Origin of the sequence: Actinoplanes sp. L3-i22 (genome assembly GCF_019704555.1) — a bacterium.
In the GTDB taxonomy this organism is placed as follows: Bacteria; Actinomycetota; Actinomycetes; order Mycobacteriales; family Micromonosporaceae; genus Actinoplanes.
In genome coordinates this window covers 11,118,977-11,133,470 of the sequence record NZ_AP024745.1, presented here as the reverse complement: position 1 = coordinate 11,133,470, position 14,494 = coordinate 11,118,977, and the positions used below count along the sequence as shown (strand labels likewise).

Here is a 14,494-nt window from a genome sequence, read left to right as displayed (position 1 = left end):
GAGCAGGAGCTCTAGAGACCGGCCGCCTCCAGGAGGTGGAGCAGCGCCGCCGCGTACGCCTCGGCGGGGGACACGCCCGGGAAGGCGAGCATCTCGCCGAGCAGTTCGATGCGCACCCGGTAGCCCCCGCGGTGCCGGTCCAGGGCGTGGAACGTCCCGCCGAGCAGGTCCCGCAACTGGTCCTCGCGGGGCAGCCAGACGGTCTCGTCGAGCTCCACGTCGTCGAGCGCCCACTCGGTCGTGCCGTTGAAACCGATGATCCGCCCCTCCGGCCGATCGTGGACCTGGATCGTCATGTTGCTGAGCACGAACATCTCGTCGTCGAGGTCCCGATCGGGGATCGCGAAGCGGTCTCCGGGACGCGGTTTCCAGCTCAGTCCGGCGGCCTTGAGCTGCCGCGCCATGTGCATGCCGAGCACTTTTTGACCTCCGTCGCCGTGATACGCTCACCAGCGTTGTCAGTTTGGTTCCCAAGTACTCAGGAGCGCCTGTGGGGAAGTCTGCCCCAGGCGCTCTTTGTCGTAACCCGGGTTTCTCCGGTACGGGCGATCAGTACGGCGACACGAGTCCCGCAGAATGCGGGTCTTATTACCTCGTTCACGTCCATAATGGGCGGGAGCGATCGACCGTCGAGGAGACGATCATGGTTACCGGCGTTGTGAAGTGGTTCAACGCGGACAAGGGCTTCGGGTTCATCACCCCGGACGACGGCGGCGCCGACGTCTTCGCCCACTTCTCCGCGATCCAGATGTCGGGCTACCGCAGCCTGGAGGAGAACCAGCGGGTTGAGTTCGAGGTCACGCAGGGCCAGAAGGGCCCGCAGGCCGCGAACATCCGTTCCGTCTGATTCGCGTTGATCAACGGCTGCCTGCCGGTGGCCGCTGACAACGTGTGACTGTGATGCGGCGTCGCACCCGCCCGGGTGCGGCGCCGTTTCCGTCCCCGGCCCTCGCCCTCGCCCTCGCGCCGCCCTCGCCGCGCCGCGGTCAGTGTGAGCGCCAGGCCAGGTGCAGGCCCTTGCCGACGGGCACGGTCCGCCCGGTCACGCTGGTCTCGCCGGCCAGCAGCTCCAGGAACTCGGCGACCTCGCCCGGATGCGACAGCACGTTGTCGATCACCAGCAGCCCGCCCGGCCGCAGCACCCGCACCGGATGCGGCCACCAGCGTGGATACTCGACCCGCTCGGCGTCCAGGAACAGCAGGTCCACGCTCGCGTCGGCGAGCGCGGTCAGGTACGCCCCGCCGTCGGAGTGCCGCAGCTCGACCAGATCCCGCAGCCCGGCCCGGACCAGGTTCTCCGCGGCCCCCGGATCCGCGACGACATCGACGCTGACCAGACGCCCGCCGGTGCCCCGCAGCGCGTCGGCCAGCCAGATCGCCGAGTACCCGTTCGAGGTGCCGATCTCCACGACCCGCCGGGCGCCCACGATGCCGGCCAGCGACCAGAGCAGCCCGGCGCCGTCCGGCTCCAGGTTCCGCCGGGTCAGCGCCCGCTCGGTCTGCGCGGCGTCGAACGCGGTTCCCTCGCGGTGCAGGTCCGCCAGCAGCTTCTCCACGATGTCGTCCATGTGGTCAGCGTGCTGCCTCCGTACCCCTAATCGGAAGAGGCGGACCGTGCGCGAAAAGCGAGCAAGGCCCCGGGCGCGCCCGGGGCCTTGCCTGTGCAGAATCGGTCAGACCGAGGCGGCCTGCGGCAGCGGCGCGGTGCCGCCGAGATGCGCCGGGAGCCACCAGCGGTCGTCGTCGCCGGACGGCTTCTCCGGGTAGGCCCGCTGGACCGCGTCGAGCAGCGTGGACAGTCGCTGCTTCAGCGTCGCGGTGATCGCCTCCGGGGTGGCGCCCTCGGGCAGGTGGATCGCCTCGCCGATCTTGATGAGGACCGGGACGTGGCGCTTGGTGAGCTCCTTCTTCCGCCCCTTCGTCCACAGGCGGTGCGGGCCCCAGACCGCCATCGGGATCAGCGGGACGCCGGACTCCTGCGCCAGCCGCGCGGCGCCGGTCTTGAGCCCCTTGACGGTGAACGACTCGCTGATCGTCGCCTCCGGGAAGACGCCGACCACCTCACCGTTCTTCAACGCCGTGATGGCCTCGCGGAACGCCCCGGTGCCGGCCTTGCGGTCGACCGGGATGTGCCGCATGCCGCGCATCAGCGGGCCGCTGATCTTGTGGTCGAAGACCTGCTTCTTCGCCATGAAGCGAACCAGCCGCTTGGTCGGCTGCGCGCCGAGACCGCAGAAGATGAAGTCCAGGTAACTCGAGTGGTTGCTGGCCAGAACCGCCCCGCCGGTGGTCGGGATGTTCTCGCCACCCTCAATCTCGATCTTCATGTCGAGCACGCGGAACATCGTCTTGGCCAAGGCGACGACCGGGGGATACACCAGTTCCATGGAGGCACGGTAGCGGACAATTCTGGGAAACGTCTGGGCCGGGTGGACTTTCCGCACGTGCGTTTCGGCGGTTCCCAGCCTCGTGGTGTTCACTGGTGGTCATGTCCGAGCCGCACCCGCAGGAGCCCGTCTGGTCCCGGCCGGGCGGGGCGTGGTCCTCGGGCACGGTGACCGGCGTGCCCGCTCCGCCGGCGCCCGCGCCGGTGCCGCCGGACGCGCCGCGGAAGACCCCGGCCGAGCTGCGCCGCCGCCAGCTGATGATCTTCGGCGGGGTGGCCGGCGCGATCCTGGCCGGTGGCCTGATCGTGCTGCTCGTCGTGCTGTTCGGGAGCGAGGGCAACCCGTTCGGGGGCAAGGCGTCGTCGCCGACCGACCTCCGCCCGCCGCTGGCCCAGGCCTGCCCGGCGCCGACCGGGTCGCCGAGCGCCGGGGCCACCCGGGCGCCCGCGTCACCCCCGGCGGTCACCGGCGCCCGGACCGTGGACACTCAGGCCGGCATCTCCTACAAGCGGTACGGCGCACCTTGGGAGACGTGGAACGAGGTGTGGCGGGCCGGCACGCTGGACGTGCCGTACCGGGTCGGCCAGCACTTCGTCACCGAGGACTACAGCGGTGGGGAGTACCACGCCTCGATCCTGTCCGCGGCGGTCCCGGCCGCCGACAACGACGCGGTCTCGCTGGACCTGGAGTGCGTCGGCCGGCAGGTCACGGCGGACGTCCGGGCCAACTACTACCCCCAGCCGAACACGCTGGAGACGATCCGCGACGAGGTCACGACCGTCGGCGGGCGCCCGGCGTACGTCAGCGAGTTCCGCCTGCACTTCAAGGAGGCCGGCCTGACCGCCACCGCCGAGCTCTCCGCGGTCGCGGTCATCGACGTCGGCAAACCCACCGCGGCCGTCCTCTACATCTCCATCCCGAACACCCACCAGCAGTTCGACTACGTCATCAACGACGTCCTCGACTCCGTCCGAGTCCTCTGACCACTCGGATCAACTCAACAAACCCCAGCGCTTGCGCAGGGCGTTGTCGGCGGCGTTGAAGAGCTGGTCGATCAGGATGCCGATGACCAGCACGACCAGGATGTAGCTGATCACCAGCGAGGTGTCGGACAGGTCGCGGGCGTTCTGCATCCGGACCCCGATCGACACCGTGCCGGGCACGATGACCAGCAGCTCACCGGCCATCAGGCTGCGCCAGGAGAACGCCCAGCCCTGCTTGAGCCCGGACACGAAGGACGGCAGCGACGCCGGCAGGATCAGGTGCCGGTACCGGTCCAGCCCCTTCATGCCCATCACCTGGCCCACCCGCAGCCAGGACCGCGGCACGTAGTCGATGCCGCTGATCAGGCCGTTCGCCACCGACGGCGTCGCGCCGATGACCACCACGAACAGGATCGCCTGCTCGCCGAGCTGGAACAGCAGGATGGCGAGCGGGAACCACATGATCGACGGCATCGTCTGCAGCCCGGTGATCAGCGAGCCGATCGCGGCGCGCAGCGGGGCGAACCGGGAGACCGCGGCGCCGATGACCGTGCCGAGCGCCACCGCCATCGCGAAGCCGGTGACCGCGCGGGTCATGGTCAGCCGGACGCCGTCCCAGAAGTCCGCCGTGGTGAGCAGGTCGCCCAGCTGCGGGAAGACGTCGAGGGGCGAGGGGAAGACGTACGCCGGCTTCCACTCGCTCAGGTAGGCGATCTCCCAGATCGCCAGCACGATCAGGATGGCCAGCAGCTTCGGCCAGGCGCTCCGCCAGATCCGCAGGCCGAGGTTGACCTTGTCGCGCTTCGGCTGGAGTTCCAGCGCGTCGAGTCCGCTGACCTCGTCGGAGCTCAGCGTCCGGATCTTCTGCGGCTCCGGGCCCGGGGCGATCTCGCCGCCCAGGGCGCCTTCCAGGCCGGCGCGGGCACCCGCGTACTTCATCGGGGTGGGTTGTTCAGTTGGCATGACGGGCGACCTCCGCGCGGAGCCGGTCGGTGATCTCGGCGGCCTGGCCGGAGACCTCGGGGGAGTCGATGCGCCGCGGGCGCGGGTGGCTGATCGCGAAGTCCTCGATCACCCGGCCCGGCCGGCTGCTCAGCAGGATGACCCGGTCGCCGAGGCGGACCGCCTCGCGCACGTTGTGGGTCACGAAGAGCACGGTCAGGTTCTGCTCGCGCCAGATCCGCTCCAGCTCGTCGTGCAGGATGTCCCGGGTCATCGCGTCGAGCGCGCCGAACGGCTCGTCCATCAGCAGCACGTCGGCGTTCTGGGCCAGGGCCCGGGCCAGCGCGACCCGCTGCCGCATGCCGCCGGAGAGCTCGTGCGGCCGCTTGTCGGCGAAGCCGGACAGCCGGACGATCTCCAGCAGTTCCTGGGCGCGCTTGCGGCGCTCGGCCTTGCCGACACCCTGGATCCGCAGCGGCAGCTCGACGTTGCCGGCCACCGAGAGCCAGGGGAAGAGGGCGGCCTCCTGGAACATCAGCGCGACCTTGCGCCCGCCGGTGTCCAGGCTGCCGCTGCTGATCGTGTCGAGCCCGGCGACCAGCGAGAGCAGCGTGCTCTTGCCGCAGCCGGAGGCGCCCAGCAGGCAGACGAACTCGCCCTGCTGGACGTCCAGCGAGACGCGGTCGAGGGCGAGCAGAGCATTGCTCCCCGATCCGTACGTCTTGGAGACGTTCTCGATGCGCACGACCGATTCGGTACGAACGCCGGTGGTTTCGAGGATGCTCATGCTCTTACCCGCCCTCCCGTCGATCCGTCAGGAAGCCGCGGCGTCGCTGACCGCGGGCTGACCGTCAGCCTTGAGCAGCTCGTTCAGCGGGCCGAGGTCGTAGATGCCCTTCAGGTCGACCGTCTTGAGCAGGCCGACCTCTTCCGCGTGCTTCGCGCTGGTGTAGAGCGAGGACGCGATCGGGTCGTTGGTGAACTTCAGGTTCTTGAACGCCGCCGTCAGGATCTCGTCCTTGAGGGCCTTGCCGGTCAGCGCCTCGATCTGGGCGTTGGCCGCCTTCTGCGCGTCGGCGTTGTTGTCGTTGATGTACTTGATCGCCGCGAGGTGACCCTTGAGCAGCTTCTTGACCGTGCCGGGGTATTCCTTGAGGAACTTCTGGCTGACGATCAGGTGCGTGGTGACGAAGTCCTGGTTCGGCCACAGGGTCTTCTCGTCGACCAGCAGCTTGCCCTTGGACTCCAGCACCAGCTTGCTCAGGTTGGGCTCGGGCAGCCAGGCGCCGTCGATCGCGCCCTGGGCGAAGGCCTGCACCGCGGTCGCGTTGTCCTGCGGCAGGATCGAGACGTCGCCGCCGCCGTTGGTGTCGGCGTTGAGGCCGTTCTCCTTGAGCCAGGCGCGCAGCGCGACGTCCTGCGTGTTGCCCAGCTGCGGGGTGGCGATCTTCTTGCCCTTGAGGTCGGCCGGGCCGTTGATGGTCGACTTGACCACCAGGCCGGCGCCGCCCGAGGTGCTGCCCGCGATGATCTTCAGGGCCTGGCCGTTGGACTTGGCCCAGCCGTTGATCGCCGGGTTCGGGCCGATGTAGGTGGCGTCGATCGCCCCGGAGAGCAGTGCCTCCAGCGCGGCCGGGCCGGCGTTGAAGGTCTGCGTCTGCAGCTCGGTGCCGGTCAGCGCGTCCTTGAAGAGGCCCTTGTTCACCCCGACCAGGGCCGGCGCGTGGGTGATGTTCGGGAAGTAACCGAGCTTGATGGTCTTCGCCTCGGCCTCGGCGCCGGCGGCGGTGTCGGCCTTCTTGTTGCTGTCGTCGTCGGATCCGCAAGCGGCCAGAGCAGTCGTGGCCGCGAGGGCGGCCGTGGCAAGGGCGAGCGCACGAAGGGTGCGGGGGCGCATGCTCAACAACTCCTAATTGTTCTTTATCGATATGGAGGAGAGTTCGGCCAGGGTTCGGTGGTCGACCACGCCCTCGATGGCCGCTTCGACGGCGATCCACACGTCGTGCAGTGCGGTCGCCGCTCCGTGGTAGGTCGCGGTGGCGGTCGGCAACCCGCGGACGGTGGTGAGCGCTCCGCCGACGGCGCGTACGACGTCGCCGACGGTGATCTCCTCGGCCGCCCGGGCCAGGGCGTACCCGCCGTCCACGCCGCGGTGGCTGTGCAGCAGCCCGTTGCGGCGCAGATCGAGCAGGATGCCCTGCAGGAAGCTCAGCGGGATGTCCTGCGCGGCCGCCAGCCCGGCGGCCTTGACGAGACGTGGGTGCGCCGCGGTGACGGCGAGCATGGCGCGGACCGCATAGTCCGTGCGTGCCGATACGTACACGGCGTGGGCCCCCTCCCGATGGATCAATCTTTGCTTAATCTATCTGCTGGATGGGAATAGTGGAACAGATGGGTTTGGTGCGTCAAGCGCCCGACCGTATGACGGGACTCGATGGGGGTCGCCCGACGTCGGCCCACGGGTGGTCACGCAGCGCGCTAATGTCACCTCGTGGCGTCCAGAATCCAGATCCCCGCGACGAAATATCCGGTTGAACGATTCACCCTCGCCAACGGCCTGCGCGTGGTCCTCGCACCGGACCGCAGCGCTCCGGTCGTCGGCGTGGCCGTCGTCTACGACGTGGGCATCCGCAGTGAGCCCGAGGGGCGCACCGGCTTCGCCCACCTCTTCGAGCACCTGATGTTCCAGGGCTCGGCGAACCTGGAGAAGCTCGCGCACTTCCGGCACGTGCAGGGCGCCGGCGGCAGCTTCAACGGCTCCACCCACCTGGACTACACCGACTACTTCGAGGTGCTGCCGTCCGGCGCCCTGGAGCGGGCGCTGTTCCTCGAGGCCGACCGGATGCGCGGTCCCCGCCTGACCGAGGAGAACCTGCGCAACCAGGTCGACGTGGTCAAGGAGGAGATCCGGGTCAACGTCCTGAACCGGCCGTACGGCGGGTTCCCCTGGCTCAAGCTCCCGTCGGTGATGTTCGAGACGTTCCCCAACGCCCACGACGGCTACGGCTCGTTCGAGGACCTGGAGAGCGCCACCGTCGCCGACGCGCAGAGCTTCTTCGACAAGTACTACGCCTGCGGCAACGCGGTGCTCTCGGTCGCCGGCGACTTCGACGTGGCCGAGGCGACCGCGATGATCGAGCGGCACTTCGGCGACGTGCCGGCCCGGCCCGCCCCGCTGCTGCCCGCCTTCGACGAGCCCGACCTGACCGCCGAGCGCCGGGAGTCGTACACGGATCGCATCGCCCCGCTGCCGGCGGTCGCCGCGGCCTACCGGGTGCCCGACCCGATCGCCGCCTTCGACGCCTACCTGCCGTTCTCGGTCCTCGCCGAGGTGCTCACCGACGGCGACGCGTCCCGCCTGGTCGAGCGCCTGATCCAGCGCGACCGCTCGGTCACCAACGTCGGCGGCTACCTGGGCTTCATGGGTGACGAATACCAGGTGCGCAACCCGACCGCCCTGCTGCTGCAGGCGCACATGCCGCCCGGCGGCGACGCCGGCAAGGTGCTGCGCACCGTCGACGAGGAGCTGGACCGGCTGGTCGCCGACGGCCTCCAGCCCGGCGAGCTGGAGCGCACCCAGGCGCGGATGGGCGCCCGCCTGCTGCAGGGCACCGACGAGGTGCTCGGGCGGGCCCTGCCGATGGCCGTGCTGGAGCTGCAGCGCGGCCGCCCGGAGCTGCTCAACGAGCTGCCCAAACTGATCAGCGAGGTCACCGCCGAGCAGATCGTCACCGCCGCCGCGACCCTGCGGCCCGAGCGTCGCGCCGTCGTCGAAGTCCTCCCGGGAGCCGGAGCATGACCCACACTCTGCCGGACCTGATCCCCAACACCGAGCTGGTCCTGCCGCCCCAGGCGGAGCGCAAGCTGTCCAACGGGCTGACCGTGATCGCCATCCGCCGCGCCGCGGTGCCGCTGGTCGAGGTGCGGCTGCGCATCCCGTTCGGCCGCGCCCCGCTGGGCGCGGCCACCCTGCTGTCCCAGGCGCTGTTCACCGGCACCGGCTCGATGTCGATGCTCGACATCGCCGCCGAACTGCAGGCGGTCGGCGGCGGCCTGGGCGCCGGTCTCGACCCGGACCGGCTCCAGATCAGCGGCAACGCCCTGGCCGACGGCCTCGGCCGGACGCTGGAGATCCTGGCCGGCGTGCTGACCGACGCCGCCTACCCGGGCGAGGAGGTGGTCACCGAGCGGGAGCGCCTGGTCGACAACATCCAGGTCGCCCTGAGTCAGCCGGCCCACCTGGCCCGGGTCGCGCTGCTGAAGCGGATGTTCGTCGATCATCCGTACGCGGTGCAGACCCCCGCCGCGGAGGAGGTCCGCGCGGTCGAGCCGGAGACCCTGCGCGAGCTGCACGCCGACCGGGTCCGCCCGGCCGGCTCGATCCTGGTCCTGGTCGGCGACATCGACCCGGAGCAGGCCATCGACGTGGCGGAGAAGATGCTCGGCGGTTGGTCCGGCGCCGCCGTCGACGGCGGCATCCCGCCCACCCCGGCGCTGCGGCCCGGCGCGCTGCTGCTGGTCGACCGGCCCGGCTCGGTGCAGTCCTCGCTGCGGATCGCGCTGCCGGCGCTGACCCGCACCGACCCCGACTACGCCGCGCTGTCCCTGGCCAACCTGCTCTTCGGCGGCTACTTCTCGTCCCGCTGGGTGGAGAACATCCGCGAGGACAAGGGCTACACGTACGGCTCGCACTCGGTGATCGAGCACTTCGCGGCCGGCTCCGCGCTGGTCGCCGCCGCCGACGTGGCGACCGAGGTGACCGGTCCGTCGCTGCTCGAGACGACGTACGAGCTGGGCCGGATCGCCAGCCTCCCGCCCGGCGAGGAGGAGCTGGAGCAGGCCCGGAGGTACGCGCTCGGCACCCTCCGCCTGGGCATGTCCACCCAGGCCGGGCTGGCCGGCCTGGCCACCGTCTACGCCGGCTTCGGCCTGCGCCTCGACTTCCTGCGCGAGCACTCGGCCGCACTCGCCGCGGCCACCGGCGAGCAGGTCGCCGCCGCCGCGGCGAAGCACCTGGCGCCGTCCCGCGCGGTGACCGTGGTCCTCGGCGACGCCGAGAAGATCGAGGCCCAGCTCGCCGCCCTGACCGTGGTGGAGCGCAGCGCACGGTGACCAGTTCCGAACAACCCGACCCCGGTGACCAGGCGGAGCAGCCCGATCTGGGCGAGCAGCCCGGCACCCCACCGCTGGCGCGGACCACGCTGGACCGCGCCGCGCATCATCGCAAGGACGAGGCCTGGCTGGCCGAGGCCTGGACCCGCGGCCAGGTCCTGGTGGTGGACCTGGCCAAGGGGGGCCGGGCGCTGGTCACCGAGCGGGCCGACGGCGGGGCCGCGCTGGTCCTGGTGCCGGCCGCCGAGGCGCCGGACGCGGAGCGCTGGTTCCTCGGCGTCGACACCGACGGCACCCCGGTCTGGACCATGGACACCACCCCGCCGCCCGCCGAGGGGACGCGGGCGGTGACCCTGCGCGAGGTCGGGCACCTGCTCGACGCGCGCGACGCCGGCCTGTTCACGGCCGCCGCCGCGCTGGCCAACTGGCATGCCAGCCACCGGTTCTCGCCGCGCTCGGGCCGGCCCACGGTCGCGGTGGAGGCCGGCTGGGCCCGCGCCGACACCAACGGTGACCTGATGTGGCCGCGGACCGATCCGGCGATGATCGTGGTGGTGCACGACGGCGTGGCCGGTCCGTCCGGTCGCTGTCTGCTCGGTCACAACTCGGGCTGGGGCCGGGGCGCGGACGGGCTGACCCGGTTCTCCTGCCTGGCCGGTTACGTCGAGCCGGGGGAGTCGGCCGAGGCCGCCGTGGCTCGCGAGGTCACCGAAGAGGTCGGCATCAAGATCAATTCCTTGGCGTACGAGGGCAGCCAGTCCTGGCCGTACCCGGGTTCCCTGATGCTCGGCTTCCTGGCCACCGCGGACCCGTCGCAACCGCTGCGGCTGGACCCGGAGGAGATCGACGAAGCGCACTGGTTCACCCGGGAGCAGATCGCCAAGATGATCGCCGGCGGTTTCGTGCACCCGGATTCGGGTGTTCCGATGAGCTTGCCGATGCGGTCGTCGATCGCGTTCTATCTCATCGAGAAATGGCTCGCCGGCAGTGCCCAAGATCACGAATAAACGTCTGATCAGAGAATTTCTCGTTTAGGCGGCAACCTGGGTACCGTCCCGGTGCGTCATGCTTACAAAGACGAGAGGGGATCCGATGACCCAGGTGGAAGCGCCGGCGTGGACGCCGATGTCCGCGGAGGAGCGGGAGGCGTTCGACCGCGACGGTTACATCGTCGTGCCGTCGGTGCTCAGTGAGAGCGAGATCGAGGCCGGCCGGGCCGCGATTCTGGGGTATTACGAGAAGGCCCAGGCCGAGGGCAAGCTGAGCGCCACCGGCGCCCTGCACCAGCTCTCGCCGATCGCCTACGTGCCCGAGCTGGCTTTCCTGCTCGATCACCCCAAGGCTTTCAAGTACATCTGGTCGCTGCTCGGGTGGAACATCCACGTGTACCACTCGCACATCGACGTGCACCCCAAGCTGCACGAACAGCAGAAGGAATGGTGGCACTGGCACCAGGACGGCGGCCGGCAGAACCGGGAGATCGAGACCGATCCCCGCCCGATGCTGTCCGTGAAGCTGGCCTACTGGTTCTCCGACGTCAGCGAGACCGGCCGCGGCAACTTCACCGTCCTGCCCGGCAGCCACAAGACCAACTGGCTGCCCGGCCCGCCGAGCCGTGGCGTCCCGTGGCCGCAGCCCGAGGGTGCTGTCCAGATCACCGCCAACGCGGGTGACCTGGTCGTCTTCGACCGGCGCATCTGGCACGCCCGGTCGGACAACTACTCCGACATCACCCGGGTCGGCGCGTTCTTCGGCTACACCCCGCGCTGGATCGCGATCCGCGACGAGGTCGCCGACCTGCCGGCCCAGCCGGAGTGGGACGGCAAGACCGAGGTGCAGAAGCAGCTGCTCGGCGGCTTCGGCAAGGGTGACGGTGACCACCAGTGGGGTCACTACCCGGCGAGCACGCCGCTCTACGGCGCGCTCAAGGAGCGGGGCCTGCTCGACTCGACCATCCCGGCTCTGATTCCGTAAGGACGCAGAAAAAGGGGCCGTCCGGGTGGACGGCCCCTTTTCGGTGCGCGGGTTACGCCGAGATCGACTCGAGGTGCTTCTTGACCTGCACGATCGACGGGTTGGTCAGCGCCGATCCGTCGTCGAACTTGAGGGTCGGCACGGTCTGGTTGCCGCCGTTGACCTTCCGCACGAAGGCCGCCGAGGCCTCGTCCTGCTCGATGTCGATCACCTCGTAGGCGATGCCCTCCCGATCGAGCTGCGACTTGAGGCGGTGGCAGTACCCACACCAGGACGTCGAGTACATGGTCAGCATCGGACAGGGCTCCTTCGGATACGGGTCACACGGCACTACGCCTTACAGCACAACACGCCGCGGGGGTGTCATGATTCCCTACCGTGCGGACTGAAGCGGTGCTGGCAGGGCTCGACCCCGAGCAGCGGACGGCGGTGACCGCCCCGGCCGGCCCGGTCTGCATCCTGGCCGGCGCCGGCACCGGCAAGACCAGGGCGATCACCCATCGGGTCGCGCACCGGACGCTGTCCGGCGAGATCAACCCGCGGCACGTGCTCGCGGTGACGTTCACCGCCCGGGCCGCCGCCGAGATGCGCGCCCGGCTCACCGCGCTCGGCGCCGGCGGGGTCCAGGCGCGCACGTTCCACGCGGCCGCACTGCGCCAGGTCCGCTACTTCGCCTCCCGCCTGCTCGAGGGCCGCGCCATGCCGGAGCTGATGGAGAGCAAGATCCGGGTGGTCGGCCTGGCCGCCGCCAAGGCCGGGGTCCGGGCCGACCGCGCGGTCGCCCGGGACCTGGCGAGCGAGATCGAGTGGGCCAAGTCGTCCCTCGTCGAGCCGTCCGAATACCCCGTCGCCGCCGCCAAGGCGATGCGTGAGCCGCCGTTCGAGCCGGCCCGGGTGGCCGAGGTGTTCGCGGCGTACGAGTCGCTCAAACGCGCCCAGGGCGTGATCGACTTCGAGGACCTGCTGCGCGCCGCGGTCTGGGGCATCGAGGAGCACCCGGACGTCGCCGAGCAGATCCGCGCGCAGTACCGGCACTTCGTCGTCGACGAGTACCAGGACGTCAACCCGCTCCAGCAGCGCCTGCTGGAGGCGTGGCTGGGCGGCCGGGACGACCTCACCGTGGTCGGCGACGCCAGCCAGACGATCTACTCGTTCACCGGCGCCACCTCGTCGTACCTGATCGATTTCCCGCGCAAGTGGCGCGAGGCCGTGGTGGTCCGCCTGGTCCGCGACTACCGCTCCACCCCGCAGGTGGTCGGGCTGGCCAACGCGGTGATCCGGCAGGCCCGGGGCACCGAGGCGAAGCTGCGCCTGGAGCTGGTCGGTCAGCGCCCGTCCGGCCCGGAGCCGGAGCTCAAGGTCTTCCCGGACGAGCCGGGGGAGGCGAACGCGGTGGCCCGGCGCTGCCGGGAGCTGATCGCGGCGGGCACCCCGGCCAGCGAGATCGCGGTGCTGTTCCGGACCAACGCGCAGTCCGAGGCGTACGAGGAGGCCCTGGCCGAGGCGCAGGTGCCGTACCTGGTCCGGGGCGCCGAGCGGTTCTTCGAGCGCGCCGAGGTGCGGAAGGCGATGGTCGCCCTGCGCGCCGCGGTGCGCTCCATCCCGGGCGAGACCCCGCTGGTCGAGGCGGTCCACGAAGGCCTGGCCCGGGCCGGCTGGAACAGGTTGCGGCCCCCGCCCGGCGGCGCCGCCCGGGAGCAGTGGGAGGCGCTCGCCGCGCTGGTCGTGCTCGCCGAGGAGTACGCCGCGGAGCCGGAGATCCTGCCGATCGGCGAGGCCGGCCGGGTCCAGCGCGAGATCAGCCTCTCCGCGTTCAACGACGAGCTGGTCCGTCGCGCCGAGCAGCAGCACGCGCCGACCGTGGCCGGGGTCACGCTCGCCTCGCTGCACTCCGCCAAGGGGCTGGAGTGGGACGCGGTGTTCCTGGTCGGGCTCGCGGACGGGACGCTGCCGACGACGTACGCGAAGACCGCCGAGCAGCTGGAGGAGGAGCGCCGCCTCCTCTACGTCGGGGTGACCCGGGCCCGCCAGCTCCTGTGGCTGTCGCTGGGCCAGGCCCGCTCGCCGGGCGGCCGTACCCGGCGGCCGTGCCGTTTCCTCCCGCAGGTGGAGCGCTCGGCCGGCGGGTTCCCCAAAGTCACCGGCGAACGGAGCAGTCGGAAACCCGACCGCCGTCCGCCGAAGGTGTCCTCGTGCCGGGTCTGCGGGGCCACCCTGATGGCCGGCGCGGACCGGAAACTGGGCCGCTGCCCGACCTGTCCGTCGGACATGGACGAGGATCTTTTCCAGCGGCTCCAGGACTGGCGGGCGAGTACCGCCGCGGAGCTGAAAGTTCCTGCGTACGTCGTGTTCACCGACGCCACCCTGGTGGCCGTCGCGGAACGCCGCCCGGCCGATCCGGCGCAACTGCTGGCGATTGCCGGAATCGGGCCTCGCAAGCTGGGCCAGTACGGCGACGCGGTCTTCGCTCTGGTGGGTGGCGCGAGCCCCGATGAGCTCGACCGAAAAAACTTTGAAAACTAGTCCGTTAATTCGTTTGCCCTCCCCTGTAGGGCAGGCATAGCCTCAGAACACACCTTGGCCGGGGAACCTTCCCGGGCGAGATCAAACCACGAGTGCAGGTATACGGAGGAGGTGGCAATCATGAGGATCAACACCATGCTGATGCGTTCGTCGTTGCTGCCGTCTGCCGCCTGTGCTCCGTCCGTTCTGCTGCCCGCTACCGCCTCTCCGTCGGCGCTGCTGGTCGCTGAGCGGGTCCTGGTTCCGCAGGCGCACCACGTCGTCAGCCAGCCCCAGGCCGAGCTGGGCAAATGGGCTGTCGCGCGAGTGCTCGTCGACGGAATCAATGGCACCACTGGCACCACCACTGCATTCAAGGGCAGCGACTCCACCTCCATCAAGCGCTACACGGATGGTGGCGGTGCCCCGCCTCGAGGACGGCCGGTCTGATAGACCAGACCTCCGGCTCACCTCGAGGCCGCGGAACCCCTAACCGGGATCCGCGGCCTCATTTCTTTTGCCGGCTCACCCGCCGGTGTTTGACCCCGGAAGACGATCCAGAAGATCGCGAAGAAGAGAGAGGTGACCGGGCTT

General features: G+C 70.4%; 16 protein-coding genes. 8 read left to right on the top strand and 8 right to left on the bottom strand.

The genetic code is table 11. From position 1 onward, the window contains the following. Window positions 1–11 precede the first annotated feature (11 nt). Window positions 12–410 (bottom strand): pilus assembly protein CpaE, encoded by a 399-nt coding sequence (locus tag L3i22_RS49300; protein WP_255657726.1) that lies wholly within the window; start codon window positions 408–410, stop codon window positions 12–14. A 233-nt stretch (window positions 411–643) separates the two neighbouring features. Here L3i22_RS49300 and L3i22_RS49295 point away from each other — a divergent pair, with 233 nt between their 5' ends. Beyond that, window positions 644–847, top strand: coding sequence for a cold-shock protein (locus tag L3i22_RS49295; RefSeq protein WP_014447450.1), 204 nt, complete (start codon window positions 644–646; stop codon window positions 845–847). 139 nt (window positions 848–986) lie between these two features. Here the strand turns inward: L3i22_RS49295 and L3i22_RS49290 are convergent, their stop codons facing one another. Both L3i22_RS49290 and L3i22_RS49285 read right to left on the bottom strand, forming a co-directional pair. After that, a complete protein-coding gene (locus L3i22_RS49290; protein WP_221324278.1) occupies window positions 987–1,568 on the bottom strand; it encodes an O-methyltransferase in 582 nt (193 codons plus the stop codon). A gap of 105 nt (window positions 1,569–1,673) precedes the next feature. Further along, the gene (locus tag L3i22_RS49285; protein WP_221324277.1) at window positions 1,674–2,387 is read right to left on the bottom strand and encodes a 1-acyl-sn-glycerol-3-phosphate acyltransferase; all 714 of its coding nucleotides are present in this window, start codon (window positions 2,385–2,387) and stop codon (window positions 1,674–1,676) included. A gap of 101 nt (window positions 2,388–2,488) precedes the next feature. Here L3i22_RS49285 and L3i22_RS49280 point away from each other — a divergent pair, with 101 nt between their 5' ends. Beyond that, a complete protein-coding gene (locus tag L3i22_RS49280; protein WP_221324276.1) occupies window positions 2,489–3,370 on the top strand; it encodes a hypothetical protein in 882 nt (293 codons plus the stop codon). Window positions 3,371–3,379: 9 nt separating this feature from the next. Here L3i22_RS49280 and L3i22_RS49275 read toward each other — a convergent pair whose 3' ends face one another. Genes L3i22_RS49275 through L3i22_RS49260 form a run of 4 tightly spaced genes read right to left on the bottom strand, consistent with a single transcriptional unit; the run spans window position 3,380 to window position 6,635 of the window. Beyond that, a complete protein-coding gene (locus tag L3i22_RS49275) occupies window positions 3,380–4,333 on the bottom strand; it encodes an ABC transporter permease (protein WP_221324275.1) in 954 nt (317 codons plus the stop codon). Further along, entirely contained in the window at window positions 4,323–5,099 is a 777-nt protein-coding gene (locus L3i22_RS49270) for an ABC transporter ATP-binding protein (RefSeq protein ID WP_221324274.1), read from the bottom strand. Before L3i22_RS49270 ends, L3i22_RS49275 begins: the two co-directional genes overlap by 11 nt. Before the next feature lie 27 nt (window positions 5,100–5,126). Continuing rightward, window positions 5,127–6,209 (bottom strand): ABC transporter substrate-binding protein, encoded by a 1,083-nt coding sequence (locus L3i22_RS49265; protein WP_221324273.1) that lies wholly within the window; start codon window positions 6,207–6,209, stop codon window positions 5,127–5,129. Window positions 6,210–6,221: 12 nt separating this feature from the next. Then, the gene (locus L3i22_RS49260) at window positions 6,222–6,635 is read right to left on the bottom strand and encodes an Rrf2 family transcriptional regulator (RefSeq protein WP_221324272.1); all 414 of its coding nucleotides are present in this window, start codon (window positions 6,633–6,635) and stop codon (window positions 6,222–6,224) included. 168 nt (window positions 6,636–6,803) lie between these two features. On the opposite strand from L3i22_RS49260, the gene L3i22_RS49255 reads away from it, so the two are divergent. The 4 genes from L3i22_RS49255 to L3i22_RS49240 all read left to right on the top strand — a co-directional run bounded on the left by L3i22_RS49255 (window position 6,804) and on the right by L3i22_RS49240 (window position 11,398). Further along, window positions 6,804–8,111 (top strand): pitrilysin family protein, encoded by a 1,308-nt coding sequence (locus tag L3i22_RS49255; RefSeq protein ID WP_221324271.1) that lies wholly within the window; start codon window positions 6,804–6,806, stop codon window positions 8,109–8,111. Further along, the gene (locus tag L3i22_RS49250) at window positions 8,108–9,424 is read left to right on the top strand and encodes a pitrilysin family protein (protein WP_221324270.1); all 1,317 of its coding nucleotides are present in this window, start codon (window positions 8,108–8,110) and stop codon (window positions 9,422–9,424) included. Before L3i22_RS49255 ends, L3i22_RS49250 begins: the two co-directional genes overlap by 4 nt. A gap of 47 nt (window positions 9,425–9,471) precedes the next feature. Beyond that, window positions 9,472–10,431 carry an NAD(+) diphosphatase gene (nudC, locus tag L3i22_RS49245; RefSeq protein WP_221330536.1) on the top strand — a complete coding sequence of 320 codons (960 nt, stop codon included), beginning with the start codon at window positions 9,472–9,474 and terminating at the stop codon, window positions 10,429–10,431. Between the two features lie 85 nt (window positions 10,432–10,516). Next, window positions 10,517–11,398, top strand: coding sequence for a phytanoyl-CoA dioxygenase family protein (locus tag L3i22_RS49240; RefSeq protein WP_221324269.1), 882 nt, complete (start codon window positions 10,517–10,519; stop codon window positions 11,396–11,398). A 52-nt stretch (window positions 11,399–11,450) separates the two neighbouring features. Here the strand turns inward: L3i22_RS49240 and L3i22_RS49235 are convergent, their stop codons facing one another. After that, window positions 11,451–11,693, bottom strand: coding sequence for a mycoredoxin (locus tag L3i22_RS49235; RefSeq protein ID WP_221324268.1), 243 nt, complete (start codon window positions 11,691–11,693; stop codon window positions 11,451–11,453). A gap of 83 nt (window positions 11,694–11,776) precedes the next feature. On the opposite strand from L3i22_RS49235, the gene L3i22_RS49230 reads away from it, so the two are divergent. Together L3i22_RS49230 and L3i22_RS49225 are read left to right on the top strand one after the other, a co-directional pair. Beyond that, a complete protein-coding gene (locus tag L3i22_RS49230; protein ID WP_221324267.1) occupies window positions 11,777–13,921 on the top strand; it encodes an ATP-dependent DNA helicase UvrD2 in 2,145 nt (714 codons plus the stop codon). Between the two features lie 120 nt (window positions 13,922–14,041). After that, window positions 14,042–14,350 carry a hypothetical protein gene (locus L3i22_RS49225; protein WP_221324266.1) on the top strand — a complete coding sequence of 103 codons (309 nt, stop codon included), beginning with the start codon at window positions 14,042–14,044 and terminating at the stop codon, window positions 14,348–14,350. The last annotated feature ends 144 nt before the right edge of the window (window positions 14,351–14,494 follow it).

Excerpts from the sequence above, each read along its gene's own strand:
- L3i22_RS49265 (WP_221324273.1), bottom strand. The coding sequence starts at position 6,209 with ATGCGCCCCCGCACCCTTCGTGCGCTCGCCCTTGCCACGGCCGCCCTC.
- L3i22_RS49285 (WP_221324277.1), bottom strand. The coding sequence starts at position 2,387 with ATGGAACTGGTGTATCCCCCGGTCGTCGCCTTGGCCAAGACGATGTTC.
- L3i22_RS49240 (WP_221324269.1), top strand. The coding sequence starts at position 10,517 with ATGACCCAGGTGGAAGCGCCGGCGTGGACGCCGATGTCCGCGGAGGAG.
- L3i22_RS49300 (WP_255657726.1), bottom strand. The coding sequence starts at position 410 with ATGCACATGGCGCGGCAGCTCAAGGCCGCCGGACTGAGCTGGAAACCG.
- L3i22_RS49290 (WP_221324278.1), bottom strand. The coding sequence starts at position 1,568 with ATGGACGACATCGTGGAGAAGCTGCTGGCGGACCTGCACCGCGAGGGA.
- L3i22_RS49250 (WP_221324270.1), top strand. The coding sequence starts at position 8,108 with ATGACCCACACTCTGCCGGACCTGATCCCCAACACCGAGCTGGTCCTG.
- L3i22_RS49295 (WP_014447450.1), top strand. The coding sequence starts at position 644 with ATGGTTACCGGCGTTGTGAAGTGGTTCAACGCGGACAAGGGCTTCGGG.
- L3i22_RS49270 (WP_221324274.1), bottom strand. The coding sequence starts at position 5,099 with ATGAGCATCCTCGAAACCACCGGCGTTCGTACCGAATCGGTCGTGCGC.
- L3i22_RS49280 (WP_221324276.1), top strand. The coding sequence starts at position 2,489 with ATGTCCGAGCCGCACCCGCAGGAGCCCGTCTGGTCCCGGCCGGGCGGG.
- L3i22_RS49275 (WP_221324275.1), bottom strand. The coding sequence starts at position 4,333 with ATGCCAACTGAACAACCCACCCCGATGAAGTACGCGGGTGCCCGCGCC.
- L3i22_RS49225 (WP_221324266.1), top strand. The coding sequence starts at position 14,042 with ATGAGGATCAACACCATGCTGATGCGTTCGTCGTTGCTGCCGTCTGCC.
- L3i22_RS49235 (WP_221324268.1), bottom strand. The coding sequence starts at position 11,693 with ATGCTGACCATGTACTCGACGTCCTGGTGTGGGTACTGCCACCGCCTC.